Source organism: Stenotrophomonas sp. YJH_SMC_64 (assembly GCF_059371375.1).
Genome location: NZ_JCAFUN010000029.1, coordinates 1 through 16,862 on the forward strand (window position 1 = coordinate 1; position 16,862 = coordinate 16,862).

At 63.3% G+C, this 16,862-nt stretch carries 13 protein-coding genes and 1 tRNA gene; all 14 read right to left on the minus strand.

Annotated features, from left to right (window positions below; translation table 11 throughout):
• A partial coding sequence (locus AC5P9L_RS21085; protein ID WP_258010329.1) for a GTP-binding protein occupies positions 1-315 on the minus strand: 315 nt, incomplete at its 3' end.
• Positions 316-367: 52 nt separating this feature from the next.
• Positions 368-2,509, minus strand: a complete 2,142-nt coding sequence (gene fusA, locus AC5P9L_RS21090) for an elongation factor G (RefSeq protein WP_012479235.1) — start codon at positions 2,507-2,509, stop codon at positions 368-370.
• A gap of 141 nt (positions 2,510-2,650) precedes the next feature.
• Positions 2,651-3,124, minus strand: coding sequence for a 30S ribosomal protein S7 (rpsG, locus tag AC5P9L_RS21095; protein ID WP_004145321.1), 474 nt, complete (start codon positions 3,122-3,124; stop codon positions 2,651-2,653).
• 12 nt (positions 3,125-3,136) lie between these two features.
• Positions 3,137-3,511: a 30S ribosomal protein S12 gene (gene rpsL, locus AC5P9L_RS21100; protein ID WP_004145320.1), complete on the minus strand. Its 375-nt coding sequence runs from the start codon at positions 3,509-3,511 to the stop codon at positions 3,137-3,139.
• Positions 3,512-3,852: 341 nt separating this feature from the next.
• The gene (gene rpoC / locus AC5P9L_RS21105) at positions 3,853-8,073 is read right to left on the minus strand and encodes a DNA-directed RNA polymerase subunit beta' (protein WP_005412340.1); all 4,221 of its coding nucleotides are present in this window, start codon (positions 8,071-8,073) and stop codon (positions 3,853-3,855) included.
• 89 nt (positions 8,074-8,162) lie between these two features.
• Positions 8,163-12,317, minus strand: a complete 4,155-nt coding sequence (gene rpoB, locus AC5P9L_RS21110; protein WP_005408205.1) for a DNA-directed RNA polymerase subunit beta — start codon at positions 12,315-12,317, stop codon at positions 8,163-8,165.
• 363 nt (positions 12,318-12,680) lie between these two features.
• Positions 12,681-13,049, minus strand: a complete 369-nt coding sequence (gene rplL, locus AC5P9L_RS21115; RefSeq protein ID WP_005408204.1) for a 50S ribosomal protein L7/L12 — start codon at positions 13,047-13,049, stop codon at positions 12,681-12,683.
• A 63-nt stretch (positions 13,050-13,112) separates the two neighbouring features.
• Positions 13,113-13,649 (minus strand): 50S ribosomal protein L10, encoded by a 537-nt coding sequence (gene rplJ, locus AC5P9L_RS21120; RefSeq protein ID WP_005408203.1) that lies wholly within the window; start codon positions 13,647-13,649, stop codon positions 13,113-13,115.
• Between the two features lie 383 nt (positions 13,650-14,032).
• Entirely contained in the window at positions 14,033-14,731 is a 699-nt protein-coding gene (gene rplA, locus AC5P9L_RS21125; protein WP_004154350.1) for a 50S ribosomal protein L1, read from the minus strand.
• A gap of 4 nt (positions 14,732-14,735) precedes the next feature.
• Positions 14,736-15,164: a 50S ribosomal protein L11 gene (rplK, locus tag AC5P9L_RS21130; protein ID WP_004145248.1), complete on the minus strand. Its 429-nt coding sequence runs from the start codon at positions 15,162-15,164 to the stop codon at positions 14,736-14,738.
• Positions 15,165-15,450: 286 nt separating this feature from the next.
• A complete protein-coding gene (gene nusG, locus AC5P9L_RS21135) occupies positions 15,451-16,011 on the minus strand; it encodes a transcription termination/antitermination protein NusG (RefSeq protein WP_004154362.1) in 561 nt (186 codons plus the stop codon).
• A 10-nt stretch (positions 16,012-16,021) separates the two neighbouring features.
• A complete protein-coding gene (gene secE, locus AC5P9L_RS21140; protein WP_005408202.1) occupies positions 16,022-16,435 on the minus strand; it encodes a preprotein translocase subunit SecE in 414 nt (137 codons plus the stop codon).
• A 49-nt stretch (positions 16,436-16,484) separates the two neighbouring features.
• Positions 16,485-16,560, minus strand: a tRNA-Trp gene (locus tag AC5P9L_RS21145).
• Between the two features lie 103 nt (positions 16,561-16,663).
• A partial coding sequence (locus AC5P9L_RS21150; protein WP_495213722.1) for an EF-Tu C-terminal domain-related protein occupies positions 16,664-16,862 on the minus strand: 199 nt, incomplete at its 5' end.

The window sequence follows — 16,862 nt, forward strand, 5'->3', positions numbered from 1 at the left end:
CACCAGGATCGCGCCGTCCATCTGGGCGGCACCGGTGATCATGTTCTTGACGTAGTCAGCATGGCCCGGGCAATCGACGTGGGCGTAGTGACGGACCGGGGATTCGTATTCGACGTGCGCGGTCGAGATCGTGATACCACGCGCCTTTTCTTCCGGAGCGGCGTCGATCGAGGAGTAATCCTTGAACTCGCCACCGAAGCGCTCGGCACCGATCTTGGTCAGTGCGGCGGTCAGCGTGGTCTTGCCGTGATCGACGTGACCGATGGTGCCGACGTTGACGTGCGGCTTGGTGCGCTCGAACTTACCCTTTGCCATTGTTCTATACCTTGATTGTTCGTAAGTGGTTTCAAGAGAGGCTGAGCGAGGCTCAGCCCTTCTTCATGACGGCTTCGGCGATGTTGGTCGGAGCCGGCTCGTAGTGATCGAATTCCATGGTGAAGGTGGCGCGGCCCTGGGTCTGCGAACGCAGCGCAGTGGCGTAGCCGAACATTTCACCCAGCGGGATCATCGCGTTGATGATGCTGGCCGAACCGTCACCGGTGGTGTCGGAACCCTGCAGCACGCCGCGACGACGGCTGACGTCGCCCATCACGTCACCCTGGTAATCCTCCGGGGTCACGATCTCGACCTTCATGATCGGCTCCAGCAGCACCGGCTTGGCCTTGGCGAAGCCCTGCTTGAAGGCCATCGACGAAGCCAGCTTGAACGCCATTTCCGAGGAGTCGACGTCGTGGTACGAACCGAACACCAGCTTCACCTTGACGTCCACGACCGGGAAGCCAGCCAGCGGACCGCTGGTGATGGTTTCGCGCAGGCCCTTTTCAACCGACGGAATGAATTCCTTCGGGATCACGCCGCCGGTGATGTCGTTGATGAACAGGAAGTCGTCCTTGATGGCCGGAGCCAGCTTCGGATCGGCACGGTCGGCAGCGGTGATCGGCGACAGTTCGATCACGACGTGACCGTACTGACCCTTACCACCGGACTGCTTGGCGTGCTTGTAGTCCGACTTGACGTCGGCCAGGGTGATGGTTTCGCGGTAGGCCACCTGCGGCGCGCCGACGTTGGCTTCAACGTTGAACTCGCGCTTCAGGCGGTCGACGATGATGTCCAGGTGCAGCTCGCCCATGCCCGAGATGATGGTCTGGCCGGATTCTTCGTCGGTCTTGACGCGGAACGACGGATCTTCCTGCGCCAGACGGCCCAGGGCCAGACCCATCTTTTCCTGGTCCGACTTGGTCTTCGGCTCGACGGCCATCGAGATCACCGGCTCCGGGAACGTCATGCGCTCCAGGATGATCGGGGCGTCCACGGCGCACAGGGTGTCACCGGTGGTGGTGTCCTTCAGGCCCACGGCAGCGGCGATGTCACCGGCCAGAACTTCCTTGATTTCCTCGCGGTTGTTCGAGTGCATCTGCAGGATGCGGCCGATGCGCTCCTTCTTGCCCTTCACCGAGTTCAGCACGGTGTCGCCACCGTTCAGGGTGCCCGAGTAGACACGGAAGAAGGTCAGCGCGCCGACGAACGGGTCGGTGATGATCTTGAAGGCCAGCGACGAGAACGGAGCCTTGTCGTCCGACTTGCGGGTCATTTCGACGGTGTCGTCGTCAACGTCCACGCCCTTCACGTCCGGCACGTCGACCGGCGACGGCAGCAGCTGGATCACGCCGTCCAGCATGGCCTGCACACCCTTGTTCTTGAAGGCCGAGCCGCAGTACATCGGCACGATCTCGGTGGCCAGGGTGCGGGTACGCAGCGCGTTGATGATTTCGGCCTCGGCCAGCTCTTCGCCGCCCAGGTACTTTTCCATCAGCTCTTCGCTGGCTTCGGCAGCGGTCTCGACCATGAACTGGCGAGCCTCTTCCGCAGCCGCCTGCAGATCGGCCGGGATGTCGCTGTACTCGAACTTCATGCCCTGCGAAGCCTCATCCCAGTGGATGGCCTTCATCTTCAGCAGGTCGACGACGCCCTTGAAGTTGTCTTCAGCGCCGATCGGCAGCTGCATCGGCACGGCAACCGCGCCCAGCTTGGCCTTCAGCTGGCCGACGACCTTCTGGAAGTTGGCACCGGTGCGGTCCATCTTGTTGACGAACGCGATGCGCGGCACGTGGTACTTGTTGGCCTGGCGCCACACGGTTTCCGACTGCGGCTGCACGCCACCGACGGCGCACAGGACGAAGACGGCACCGTCGAGCACGCGCAGCGAGCGCTCCACTTCGATGGTGAAGTCGACGTGCCCGGGGGTGTCGATGATGTTGAAGCGGTGCTCCGGCAGGGACTTGTCCATGCCCTTCCAGAACGCGGTGGTGGCAGCGGACTGGATCGTGATGCCACGCTCCTGCTCCTGCTCCATCCAGTCCATGGTGGCGGCGCCGTCATGCACTTCACCGATCTTGTGGCTCTTGCCGGTGTAGAACAGGATGCGCTCGGACGTGGTGGTCTTGCCGGCATCGATGTGAGCCATGATGCCGAAGTTACGGTAACGCTCGATGGGAGTGGAACGGGCCACGGGAGCCTCTCAGATTTCTTGGATTTCGGATGGCCGAACGCCGCCTTTCGGCGGCCTTCGGATTGGCGCAGTCCTTCTGGGACCGCGAGGCAGCACGCACCGAAGTGGTGCTGCCCTGCCTGTTTTACAAGGCCGTCAAACTCACCAGCGGTAGTGGGCGAATGCCTTGTTGGCTTCGGCCATGCGGTGGGTTTCTTCGCGCTTCTTGATGGCGCCGCCACGATTTTCCGAGGCGTCGATCAGTTCAGCAGCCAGCTTCTTCGGCATGGTGTTCTCACCACGCTTGCGCGCGGAGTCGATCAGCCAGCGCATGGCCAGGGCCATCTTGCGCGACGAACGCACTTCGACCGGCACCTGGTAGGTGGCACCGCCGACGCGGCGCGACTTGACTTCGACCGCCGGAGCAACGTTGTCCAGAGCCTTCTGCACCAGTTCAATGGCGTTGGCGCTGCTGTTCTTCTCGGTGATCACGTCCATGGCGCCGTACACGATCTTTTCGGCGACGGACTTCTTGCCGCTCTGCATGACCATGTTGATGAAGCGGGCGATGGTTTCGCTTCCGTGCTTCGGATCGGGCAGGACGGAACGCTGCGGAGTATTACCCTTACGCGACATAGTGCTCTCTCCTTATGCCTTCGGACGCTTGGCGCCGTACTTGGAACGGGCCTGGCGACGCTTGGCAACGCCGGCGGCGTCGAGCGAGCCACGAACGGTGTGGTAACGCACACCCGGCAGGTCCTTGACGCGACCGCCGCGGATCAGGACCACGGAGTGCTCCTGCAGGTTGTGGCCTTCACCACCGATGTAGGAAATCACTTCTTCCTGGTTGGTCAGGCGGACCTTGGCAACCTTGCGCAGAGCCGAGTTCGGCTTCTTCGGGGTGGTGGTGTAGACACGGGTGCAGACGCCACGGCGCTGCGGGCACTTGTCGAGCGCCGGCGAGGCACTCTTGTAGGTGGTCGCTTGCCGCGGCTTGCGGACCAGCTGGTTGATCGTCGCCATCAGTAGGTTCTTCTGATTGGTGGCCGGAAAATCCGGCCAGAGATGCGGAAATGTTAAAGCAGGCCAAAATTCTGGCCTGCTGAGACAGACGATTGTAGCAACCTGCCAGGAAAGCAGTCAAACGCCTCCTGTCAAGCCCGTTCCTGATCCCGGAACGTTACTGGGGGGCCTCCATGTACCCCGTTCAGGTTGGCGGGGTGAACCGCGAGCGGTCCACCCTGCCCTGTACCGGTAGAGTCGACTGTTAGTCGACTGTCGATAGCGGTCGACTCTGGATAGCAGTCGACTAACAGTCGACTCTACCCGCCCGGGTGGTCCGGCCCTGAGGCCGGACCCGTGTTTCAGTCTTCCGAGGCCTGTTCAGCTTCGGCTTCAACCACCGGTGCCTCGACCGCGGCCGGGGTGCCGGCAAGGGTCTGCATTTCCGACTCGGTGAGGCCGGAAGCGCCGCGACGGCGGTTGCTGTGGTACGCCAGGCCGGTACCGGCCGGAATCAGGCGACCCACGATGACGTTTTCCTTCAGGCCACGCAGGTTGTCCGAGGTGCCGCGGACGGCCGCTTCGGTCAGCACGCGGGTGGTTTCCTGGAACGACGCGGCCGAGATGAACGATTCGGTCGCCAGCGAGGCCTTGGTGATACCCAGCAGGACCGGATCGAAGTGCGCCGGCAGCTCATTGCGGGCTGCAAGGCGGGCATTCTCCTCGATAACGCGCTGGCGCTCCACCTGTTCGCCGTTCAGGAACTTGCTGCTGCCCTGGTCGGTGATCTCGACCTTGCGCAGCATCTGGCGAGTGATCACCTCGATGTGCTTGTCGTTGATCTTCACGCCCTGCAGGCGGTACACGTCCTGGATTTCCTTCACCAGGTAGGCAGCCAGCGGTTCGACACCCAGCAGGCGCAGGATGTCCTGCGGGCTCGGCTCGCCGTCCACGATGGTTTCACCCTTGGTGACATGCTCGCCTTCGAACACGATGACCTGGCGGTACTTCGGGATCAGCTCTTCGTGCTCCGAACCATCGGTGTCCTTGATGATCAGGCGCTGCTTGCCCTTGGTGTCCTTGCCGAAGCTGATGATGCCCGAACGCTCGGCCAGCACCGCCGGATCCTTCGGCTTGCGCGCTTCGAACAGATCGGCCACGCGCGGCAGACCACCGGTGATGTCGCGGGTCTTCGACGCTTCCTGCGGGATCTTGGCGACCACGTCACCCACGCCGACGGCAGCGCCGTCCTGCAGGTTGACGATCGAGCGCGGCGGCAGCAGGTACTGCGCCGGCAGGTCGGTGCCCGGAATCGACAGGTCGTTGCCCTTGGCGTCGACGATGCGCACGATCGGGCGCAGGTCCTTGGCCTGGGTACCACGACGCTTCGGATCGGTGATTTCGCGCGACGCCAGGCCGGTCAGCTCGTCGGTCTTCTCGATGACGGTGATGCCGTCGACGAAGTCGATGAAGCGGATGAAGCCGGCCACTTCCGACACGATCGGGTGGTTATGCGGATCCCAGTTGGCCACGGTCTGGCCAGCCTTGATCGCATCACCGTCCTTGGACGTGATGGTCGCACCGTACGGCAGCTTGTAACGCTCACGCTCACGGCCGTGGGCATCGAGCACCGAGATTTCGCCCGAGCGCGACACTGCCACCAGCGAGCCGTTGGCATGCTCGACCGACTTGAGGTTGCTGAACTTGACCGAGCCGGTGGTCTTGACGGTGATGTTGTCGACCGCAGCAGCTCGCGACGCCGCACCACCGATGTGGAACGTACGCATGGTCAGCTGGGTACCCGGCTCACCGATGGACTGGGCGGCGATGACGCCGACCGCTTCACCGATGTTGACCAGGTGGCCACGGGCCAGGTCGCGGCCGTAGCAGCGCGAGCAGACGCCGAAGGCCGATTCGCAGGAGATGGTCGAGCGGACCTTGATGGTCTGCACGCCGGCATCTTCCAGCTTGGCAACCCAGGCTTCGTCCAGCAGGGTGTTGCGGGTGACGATCGGATCTTCGTCGTTGCCCGGCAGGAACACGTCCTCGGCAACCACGCGACCCAGCACGCGGTCCTTCAGCGGCTCGACCACGTCGCCGCCTTCCACGATCGGGGTCATGATCAGGCCTTCGGTGGTACCGCAATCCACCTCGGTGATCACCACGTCCTGTGCCACGTCGACCAGACGACGGGTCAGGTAACCCGAGTTCGCGGTCTTCAGCGCGGTATCGGCCAGACCCTTACGGGCACCGTGGGTGGAGTTGAAGTACTCCTGCACGTTCAGGCCTTCGCGGAAGTTCGCCTTGATGGGCGTCTCGATGATCGAGCCGTCCGGGCGGGCCATCAGGCCACGCATGCCGGCCAGCTGACGGATCTGCGCCTGCGAACCACGCGCACCGGAGTCGGCCATGATGTACAGCGAGTTCATCGACTTCTGGTCGATGGTCTCACCCTTGGCATTGACCACCTTCTCGGTACCGATGGTGTCCATCATCGCCTTGGCGATGCGCTCGTTGGTGCGCGACCAGATGTCGACCACCTTGTTGTAGCGCTCGCCGGCGGTGACGAGGCCCGACTGGTACTGCTCCTGGATTTCCAGCACTTCGGCTTCGGCCTCGGTGAGGATGCCCTTCTTCTCGTCCGGGATCAGCATGTCGTCGATGCCGATCGAGACGCCGGCGCGGGTCGCGTACGCGAAGCCGGTGTACATCAGCTTGTCGGCGAACACGACCGTGTCCTTCAGGCCCAGCTGGCGGTAGCTGGAGTTGATCAGGCGGCTGATGTTCTTCTTGGTCAGCTCGGTGTTGGCCAGCGCGAACGGCAGGCCTTCCGGCAGGATTTCAGCCAGCAGGGCGCGACCGATCGTGGTGTCCACGATCGAGGTCTTGTTCTGCTTGTTGCCGTCTTCGTCGGTCACCACTTCGGTGATGCGGACCTTGACGCGCGCGTGCAGTTCCACCACGCGGTTGTCGTAGGCACGCTTCACTTCGGCGATGTTGGCGAAGGCCATGCCCTCGCCCTTCTTGTTTTCCAGCGAGCGGGTCATGTAGTACAGACCCAGCACGACGTCCTGCGACGGCACGATGATCGGCTCGCCGTTGGCCGGCGACAGGATGTTGTTGGTCGACATCATCAGCGCACGCGCTTCCAGCTGGGCTTCCAGCGAGAGCGGCACGTGGACGGCCATCTGGTCACCGTCGAAGTCGGCGTTGAACGCGGTGCAGACCAGCGGGTGCAGCTGGATGGCCTTGCCTTCGATCAGCACCGGCTCGAACGCCTGGATACCCAGACGGTGCAGGGTCGGCGCACGGTTCAGCATCACCGGGTGCTCGCGGATGACCTCTTCCAGGATGTCCCAGACTTCGGCTTCTTCGCGCTCGACCAGCTTCTTGGCGGCCTTGATGGTGGTGGCCAGGCCACGACGCTGCAGCTTGGCGAAGACGAACGGCTTGAACAGCTCGAGCGCCATCTTCTTCGGCAGGCCGCACTGGTGCAGGCGCAGGTACGGGCCGACCACGATGACCGAACGGCCCGAGTAGTCGACGCGCTTGCCGAGCAGGTTCTGGCGGAAGCGACCCTGCTTGCCCTTGATCATGTCGGCCAGCGACTTCAGCGGGCGCTTGTTGGTGCCGGTGATGGCACGGCCACGACGGCCGTTGTCCAGCAGCGCATCGACCGACTCCTGCAGCATGCGCTTTTCATTGCGCACGATGATGTCCGGCGCGCTCAGTTCGAGCAGGCGGCGCAGGCGGTTGTTGCGGTTGATGACGCGGCGGTACAGGTCGTTCAGGTCGGAGGTCGCGAAGCGGCCGCCATCCAGCGGGACCAGCGGACGCAGGTCCGGCGGCAGCACCGGCAGCACGGTCATGACCATCCATTCCGGACGGTTGCCCGATTCCAGGAAGGCTTCGATCAGCTTGATGCGCTTGGTGAGGCGCTTGAGCTTGGTTTCCGAACCGGTAGCGGCGATTTCCTCGCGCAGGCGGGTCATTTCCGACTGCAGGTCGATCGTGCGCAGCAGTTCGTACACGGCCTCGGCGCCCATGGCGGCGTCGAAGTCGTCACCGTGCTCCTGGCGGGCCTGCAGGTACTGTTCCTCGGTCAGCAGCTGGCGGCGCTCCAGGGCGGTCAGGCCCGGCTCGGTCACCACGTAGGCTTCGAAGTACAGCACGCGCTCGATGTCGCGCAGGGTCATGTCCAGCATCAGGCCGATGCGCGACGGCAGCGACTTGAGGAACCAGATGTGCGCGACCGGCGAGGCCAGGTCGATGTGGCCCATGCGCTCGCGGCGCACCTTGGCCAGGGTCACTTCGGTACCGCACTTTTCGCAGACCACGCCGCGGTGCTTCATGCGCTTGTACTTGCCGCACAGGCACTCGTAGTCCTTCACCGGGCCGAAGATGGCGGCGCAGAACAGGCCGTCGCGTTCCGGCTTGAAGGTACGGTAGTTGATGGTTTCCGGCTTCTTCACTTCGCCGAAGGACCACGAACGGATCAGGTCCGGCGAAGCCAGCGCGATCTTGATCGCGTCGAAGTCCAGCGTCTGGCGCTGCTGGTTGAAGAGGTTGAGCAGGTCTTTCATGGTGTTCTCCAGAAGGAGGAATGCTGTGTCGATGGGCTTTCAGTTCACTGCCAGCGGCGCGGCGGCGTTGACCGCCGCGCCGGCATGGATCAGTTGTCTTCCAGTTCCATGTTGATGGCCAGCGAGCGGATTTCCTTCACGAGCACGTTGAAGGATTCCGGCATGCCCGCGACCATCTCGTGCTCACCGTCGACGATGTTCTTGTACATCTGGTTGCGGCCCTGCACGTCATCGGACTTCACCGTCAGCATTTCCTGCAGGGTGTAGGCCGCGCCGTAGGCTTCCAGCGCCCAGACTTCCATTTCACCGAAGCGCTGGCCGCCGAACTGCGCCTTGCCGCCCAGCGGCTGCTGGGTGACGAGCGAGTACGGACCGGTCGAACGGGCGTGCATCTTGTCGTCGACCAGGTGGTTCAGCTTCAGGTAGTGCATGTAACCCACGGTGGTGTGGCGATCGAACGCTTCACCGGTGCGGCCGTCGTACAGCTGGGTCTGGCCACTGCTCGGCAGGTCGGCCAGTTCCAGCATGCGCTTGATTTCCGCTTCGGTGGCGCCGTCGAACACCGGGGTGGCCATCGGCACGCCGTCGGTGAGGTTACGGGCCAGGCGCAGCAGTTCCTCGTCGCTGAACTGCGACAGGTCGACACGGTTGGCCACGTTGGTGTCGTCGTGGTTGTAGATGTCGTCCAGGAACTTGCGCAGGTCGGCAACCGCCGCCTGGGCTTCCATCATCGCCTGGATCTTGCGGCCCAGGCCCTTGGCAGCCCAGCCCAGGTGCACTTCCAGGATCTGGCCGATGTTCATACGCGACGGCACGCCCAGCGGGTTCAGCACGATGTCCACGGTTTCGCCCGAGGCCATGTACGGCATGTCCTCGACCGGCACCACGTTGGAGACCACACCCTTGTTGCCGTGGCGGCCTGCCATCTTGTCGCCCGGCTGGATGCGGCGCTTCACGGCCAGGAACACCTTGACCATCTTCAGCACGCCCGGGGCAAGGTCGTCACCGGCGGTGATCTTGCCGCGCTTGTCGGCGAAGCGACGCTCGAATTCCTTCTCGTGCGCCTGGATCTGCTTCTGCGCGCGCTCGATGGCTTCCGAAGCGTCCTCGTCCTTCATGCGCAGGGCGAACCAGTCAGCCTTCTTCAGGCCGTCCAGGAAGGCGTCGGTGATCACGTCACCCTTCTTCAGGCCAGCGCCACCGTTGACCACCTTGCCCACGATCTGCGAACGCAGACGCATGTAGATGGCGGCTTCCAGGATGCGGAACTGGTCGTCGAAGTCCTTCTTGACGCGCTTGATTTCAGACTCTTCGATCTGGCGGGCGCGCTTGTCCTTCTCGATGCCGTCGCGGGTGAAGACCTGCACGTCGATGACGGTGCCGTCCATGCCCGGCGGAACGCGCAGCGAGCTGTCCTTAACGTCCGAAGCCTTCTCGCCGAAGATCGCGCGCAGCAGCTTCTCTTCCGGGGTCAGCTGGCTTTCGCCCTTCGGGGTGACCTTGCCGACCATGATGTCGCCGGCGCGGACTTCCGCACCGATGTACACCACGCCGCTCTCGTCCAGGCGGTTCAGCGCCTGCTCGGAGACGTTCGGGATGTCGGCGGAGATTTCCTCCGGCCCCAGCTTGGTGTCACGCGCGACGCAGGTCAGCTCTTCGATGTGGATCGTGGTGTAACGATCCTCTTCCACCACGCGCTCGGAGAGCAGGATGGAGTCTTCGAAGTTGTAGCCGTTCCACGGCATGAACGCGATCAGCATGTTCTGGCCCAGGGCCAGTTCGCCGATGTCGGTGGACGGACCGTCGGCCAGCACGTCGCCGCGGGCGATGACGTCACCCACCTGGACCAGCGGACGCTGGTTGATGCAGGTGTTCTGGTTCGAACGGGTGTACTTGACCAGGTTGTAGATGTCCACGCCTGCATCGGTAGCGCCAACGATCTCTTCCTCGTTGACCTTGACCACGATGCGGGCCGCGTCGATCTGCACGATCTCGCCACCACGGCGGGCGTTCACGGTCACACCGGAGTCACGCGCCACGGCGCGCTCGATGCCGGTACCGACCAGCGGCTTCTGCGCACGCAGGGTCGGCACCGCCTGACGCTGCATGTTGGCGCCCATCAGTGCGCGGTTCGCGTCATCGTGCTCCAGGAACGGAACCAGCGCGGCCGCGATCGACACGGTCTGCATCGGCGAGACGTCCATGAAGTGGACTTCCGCCGGCGGCTTCAGCAGCGATTCGCCCTGGAAGCGGCACGGAACGAACTGCTCGGTCAGGGTGCCCTTGGCGTCGGTCAGCGCGTTGGCCTGCGCAATGACGTACTCGTTTTCTTCAATCGCCGACAGGAACTCGACTTCGTCATAGACCTTGCCGTCCACGACCTTGCGGTACGGAGTCTCAAGGAAACCGTACTGGTTGGTGCGGGCGTACACGGCCAGCGAATTGATCAGGCCGATGTTCGGGCCTTCCGGGGTTTCGATGGTGCAGACGCGGCCGTAATGGGTCGGGTGCACGTCGCGCACTTCGAAGCCGGCGCGCTCACGGGTCAGGCCGCCCGGGCCCAGGGCCGAGACGCGACGCTTGTGGGTCACTTCCGACAGCGGGTTGTTCTGGTCCATGAACTGCGACAGCTGCGAGGAGCCGAAGAACTCCTTGATGGCAGCGGCAACCGGCTTGGCGTTGATCAGCTCCTGCGGGGTCAGGCCTTCGGACTCGGCCATCGACAGGCGCTCCTTGACCGCGCGCTCGACGCGGACCAAGCCGACGCGGAACACGTTTTCGGCCATTTCGCCGACCGAACGCACGCGACGGTTGCCCAGGTGGTCGATATCGTCGACCACGCCGCGACCGTTGCGGATCTCGGTCAGGACCTTGATCACGTCCAGGATGTCGGAGCTGTCGCCGTGGGCGGCGACCAGGCGCTTGGACTCTTCGTCGTTGCGCTCACCGAAGTACTTGCTGTCGTACAGCACGGCTTCGCCGGTGGTTTCCTTGCGGCCCACGCGACGGTTGAACTTCATGCGGCCGACTGCGGACAGGTCGTAGCGCTCGAAGGTGAAGAACAGGTTGTGGAACAGGTTCTGCGCAGCGTCCTTGGTCGGCGGCTCGCCCGGACGCATCATGCGGTAGATCTCGACCAGGGCTTCCAGCTGGGTCTTGGTCGGGTCGATGCGCAGGGTGTTGGACAGGTACGGGCCACGATCCAGATCGTTCACCCACAGGGTGCCCACGGCATCCACACCGGCCTTGCGGAAGGCCTGCAGCTGCTCGTCGGTGATCTCGTCATTGGCCTGGGCCAGCAGTTCGCCGGTCGAGGCGTCAACCACGTCGTGCGACAGGATGCGGCCGACGATGTAGTCGTCCGGCACGGCCAGGGCGGCGATGCCCGAGGCTTCCAGCTGCTTGATGTGGCGCGCGGTGATGCGCTTGCCGGCTTCCACGATGACCTTGTCGCCGTCGGCGAGGTCGAAGCCCAGGGTTTCGCCACGCAGGCGCTCCGGCACCAGCTCCAGCTGGACGCCTTCATCCGGGTTGATGTGGAAGGTGTTGATCTCGAAGAACTCGGCCAGCATCTCTTCGTTGCTGTAGCCGAGCGCGCGCAGCAGGATCGACACCGGCAGCTTGCGGCGACGGTCGATACGGGTGAACAGCGCGTCCTTCGGGTCGAACTCGAAGTCCAGCCAGGAGCCGCGGTAAGGAATGATGCGGGCGCTGTACAGCAGCTTGCCCGAGCTGTGGGTCTTGCCACGGTCGTGGTCGAAGAACACGCCCGGCGAGCGGTGCAGCTGCGAGACGATGACGCGCTCGGTGCCGTTGACGATGAAGGTGCCGTTCTCGGTCATCAGCGGGATTTCGCCCAGATAGACCTCCTGCTCCTTCACGTACTTGATGGCCTTGGTCGACGACTCACGGTCGTAGATCACCAGGCGCACGGTCACGCGCAGCGGGGCGCCGTAGCTCATGCCACGCTGGCGGCACTCGCGCTCGTCGAAGACCGGTTCGCCCAGCTTGTAGCCGACGTATTCCAGGGCAGCGTTGCCGCTGTAGCTGGCGATCGGGAAGACCGACTTCAGCGCAGCGTGCAGGCCGTGGTCCGTGCGCTTGGCCGGATCGACGTTTTCCTGCAGGAATTCACGATAGGAATCCACCTGGATGGCGAGCAGGAACGGCACTTCGAGAATCGAGCGCTGCTTGCCGAAATCCTTGCGGATACGCTTTTTTTCGGTGAACGAATAGGACGTCATGAGGTCTTCCACCTTGTTGTGCGGATCGTGCGCCCACGATCCGAAGGGAACTTGAAATTGTCAGTTGGAAGTCGCTGGTATTGCCGGCACCAGCACGCCTTCTCCCGCTACTTCCAACTGCCAACTCGTCTGCTACCACGCCCCTGCTGCCGCGCACTGCGCTGGCCGGCGGGGTTTGACTGCAGCCCGTGTTGGGCTTTTTGCTGCATTTGAAACGGTAGAGTCGACTGTTAGTCGACTTCCTTCACAGCAGTCGACCAACAGTCGACTCTACCGACACCGCAACAACGACCAAAGGCCGGGGGCTTACGCCCCCAGCCTTGGCTGCATCGCCGTGAATCGGTGACGATGCAAGGTAACTGCTTACTTGACTTCGACAGTCGCGCCAGCAGCTTCCAGGTCCTTCTTCATCTTCTCGGCGTCTTCCTTCGAAGCGCCTTCCTTCAGGACGCCACCGGCTTCGGCCAGGTCCTTCGCTTCCTTCAGGCCCAGGCCGGTGATGGCGCGGACGGCCTTGATGACTTCGACCTTCTTGTCGCCGGCCGACTTCAGGGTGACGGTGAACTCGGTCTGCTCTTCAACAGCAGCGGCCGGGCCAGCGGCAGCAGCCACGGCAACCGGAGCAGCGGCGGAGACGCCGAACTTCTCTTCGATGGCCTTGACCAGCTCCATCACTTCCATCAGGGACTTCTCGGCGATGGCGTCGACGATCTGTTCGTTGGTAAGGGACATGATTAATACCTTTGGATGATTTTCTGGGTTGAGGTTCCGTCAGGAACCACGGTAAGTCGAAACTCAGGCGGTCTCGGCGGCCGGTTCGGCAGCGTCGGCGGCGACGTCGCCACCACCCTGCTTCTCGCCAACGGCCTTGATGGCGCGGGCAAACATCGTGACCGGCTCGGTCAGGACGCGGGCCAGCATGGCCAGGGCCTGGTCGCGGGTCGGCAGCGAGGCCAGCACGTCGACGTGGCTTGCCGGGAACACTTCGCCACCGATGGCGACGACCTTAGCCTTCAGCTTGTCGTTGCCCTTGGCGGCTTCCTTGATCAGGCGACCGGCAGCGCCGGGCTCCTCGAGCGAGAACGCGTACAGCAGCGGACCAACCATCTGGTCCTGGGCGACTGCGAACTCGGTGCCTTCAACGGCGCGCGAAGCCAGGGTGTTCTTGACAACCTTCAAGAAAACACCGGTTTCACGAGCCTGCTTGCGCATCGCGGTCATCTGGGCGACCGTGGTGCCAGCGTATTCGGCTGCGATCAAGGAGTGGGCCTTGGCGGCGACGTCTGCCAGCTCGGCGACTACTTCTTGCTTCTGGGACAGATTGAGAGCCATTGCACTCCTCCTATTGAACTCCGCTTACGGCTCCTGCCGTGTGCGGTCCTGTGCGGCATCCGTCCTGGACGCCGGGAACATCGGGATGATGTTCCGGGGGTGGGCCGTTCCAGACCTGGAGGCAATCAGGGAAATCCCAGACGTGCGTGAACCAGAAAAACTCCAGAAGGGCACCATCTACGCAGGGTGATTCCGGGGAATCGATTAAGCGCTCATGACTGCTCCGGCGGCGACTCCTTGCCAGATCGAGCTTCCGTGCCCGTCGCCGGTATTGCCACGACCGCGCCTGCGGTCTTTGACGGCTACCGCGGGCGATGCACTGCCAACGATGCCTTCAAATGTCACGGTCACGGCACCGAAGGTACCGTGACCGCTTGAAACAATTACTTCAGGGTCAGCGACGACTGGTCGACGGTGACGCCCGGGCCCATCGTCGAGCTGACCGAAACCTTCTGCAGGTAGGTGCCCTTCGAGGTGGCCGGCTTGGCCTTGATCAGGTCAAGCAGCAGCGCGGTCAGGTTCGACTTCAGCGCGTCTTCGGCGAAGTCGGCCTTGCCGATGGTGCAGTGGATGATGCCGGCCTTGTCGGTGCGGTAACGGACCTGACCCGACTTGGCGTTCTTCACGGCTTCACCCGGGTTCGGGGAAACGGTGCCGACCTTCGGGTTCGGCATCAGGCCGCGCGGACCCAGCACGGTGCCCAGCTTACCGACGACGCGCATGGCGTCCGGGGTCGCGATGACGACGTCGTAGTTCAGATCGCCGGCCTGCATCTTCTCGGCCAGATCATCCATACCGACGGCTTCGGCGCCAGCGGCCAGGGCTTCATCAGCCTTGGCACCGGCCGGAGCGAACACGGCGACGCGGACCGACTTGCCGGTACCGGCCGGCAGCACGGTGGAGCCACGAACCTGCTGGTCGGACTTCTTCGCATCGACGCCCAGGCGCACAGCGACGTCGATCGACTCGACGAACTTGGCCTTGGTGGCGCTCTTCAGGATGTTGATCGCGTCCTCGAAGGCGTATGCCTTGCCCGGAACGACGGCGGCCTTGATGGCCTTCTCACGCTTGGTCTGTGCCATCTTATTAACCCTCCACCACGAGGCCCATGGAACGGGCAGAGCCAGCGATGGTACGCACGGCGGCGTCCAGATCGGCGGCAGTCAGATCCGGTTCCTTCGCCTTGGCGATCTCTTCCAGCTGCTTACGGGTGACCTTGCCGACCTTCTCGGTGTTCGGGCGCTTGGAGCCCGACGAGATGCCAGCGGCCTTCTTCAGCAGGGTGGTGGCCGGGGTGCTCTTGGTGATGAAGGTGAACGTACGGTCCGAGTAGGCCGTGATGATCACCGGAACCGGCAGACCCGGCTCGAGCTTCTGCGTGGCAGCGTTGAACGCCTTGCAGAATTCCATGATGTTCAGACCGCGCTGACCCAGCGCAGGACCGACCGGCGGCGAGGGGTTGGCCTGACCGGCCTTCACCTGCAGCTTGATGTAACCGACAACTTTCTTTGCCATGTGAGTACTCTCCGGGTGCTAGCGCCTTTCGACAACAGGCTCCCCATCGGACCGGGAATCACGCGTCCCGGCATCGCGTTTTGAAATCATGCTGAAGGCCACCTTGCGGCGGCCTCGTCCTGCTGGCTTCCCAGCGGGGAGCCGCGCACTATATCAGGTTTTTTCTTCACATGCCTGAAGCAGCATATAAACGGACGAAACCGGGCAAGGCCCGGTTCCTGGTTCCATAGAGTCGAGCTTGCTCGACCGATCAGCAAAGTCGAGCAAGCTCGACTCTACAGCTGGATCAGACGGCCTTTTCGACCTGGCCGAACTCGAGTTCGACCGGAGTGGCACGACCGAAGATCAGCACCGAGACGCGCAGACGGCTCTTCTCGTAGTTGACCTCTTCGACGACGCCATTGAAATCGTTGAACGGGCCGTCGGTGACGCGGACCATCTGGCCCGGCTCGAACAGCACCTTCGGACGCGGCTTCTCGACACCTTCCTGAACGCGGTTCAGGATGGCTTCGGCCTCGGAATCGGCAATCGGCAGCGGACGGTCGGCGGTGCCGCCGATGAAGCCCATCACGCGCGGGGTTTCCTTGACCAGGTGCCAGCTTTCGTTGTCGATGCGCGGAATACCGGCTTCTTCGTGGGTCTCGATCTGGACCAGCACGTAACCCGGGAAAAACTTGCGCTCGGAGCGGCGCTTCTGGCCAGCGCGCATCTCGACCACTTCTTCGGTCGGGACCAGGACATCGCCGAAGCGCTCTTCCATGCCGTCACGGACGATGCGATCGCGCAGAGCCTGCGCCACCGACTTCTCGAAGCCCGAATAGGCGTGAACGACGTACCAACGCTTCATGCAATTCTCCTTAGCGGCTCAGGAACAACTGAACCAGCCACTGAATGACGTAATCGAACCCACCCAGCAACAGACTGAGAATGGTCACCACCACCATCACGACCCAGGTCATGCGGATGGCTTCCTGGCGCGTCGGCCAGACCACCTTGCGCAGTTCGAAGCGCGACTCGGAGAGGAATTCGCGGGTGTCGCGCCCCTTGCCGGTCAGCATGAACACGCCGATACCGCCAACCAGACCGACCACGACCGCCAACGCACGCAGCTGACCCGCCCACGCACCCAGCTGGGTGGCGCGACCGGAGTCGGCGGAGAACCAGAACCAGACGAACAGACCGGCCAGCACCAGCAGCGATGCGGCGACGTACTTGACGATATCCCCGCCGTTGGCGGAGTTGTCCTTGGAATGTTCGATCTTGCTATTCATCCGGCTGTGTCTGCTTTAGCGGCCCAGGCCGCTGGATAAGGTGGGCAGATGGCACGCCAGGAGGGACTCGAACCCCCAACCTGCGGTTTTGGAGACCGCTGCTCTGCCAATTGAGCTACTGGCGTACGTGTTGAAACTTGCCTTCCCTTAGACGGCGAAGGCGGACCGAGGTTCCCGGCCCGCCATTCGCGTAACCGGCGGCGCTATGCAACCACCGGTACTGCAGGCTTACTCGATGATCTTCGAGACCACGCCGGCGCCGACGGTACGGCCGCCTTCGCGGATGGCGAAGCGCAGGCCTTCGTCCATTGCCACCGGGTTGATCAGGGTGACGACCATCTTGACGTTGTCACCCGGCATCACCATTTCGACGCCTTCCGGCAGAGCAGCTGCGCCGGTGATGTCGGTGGTGCGGAAGTAGAACTGC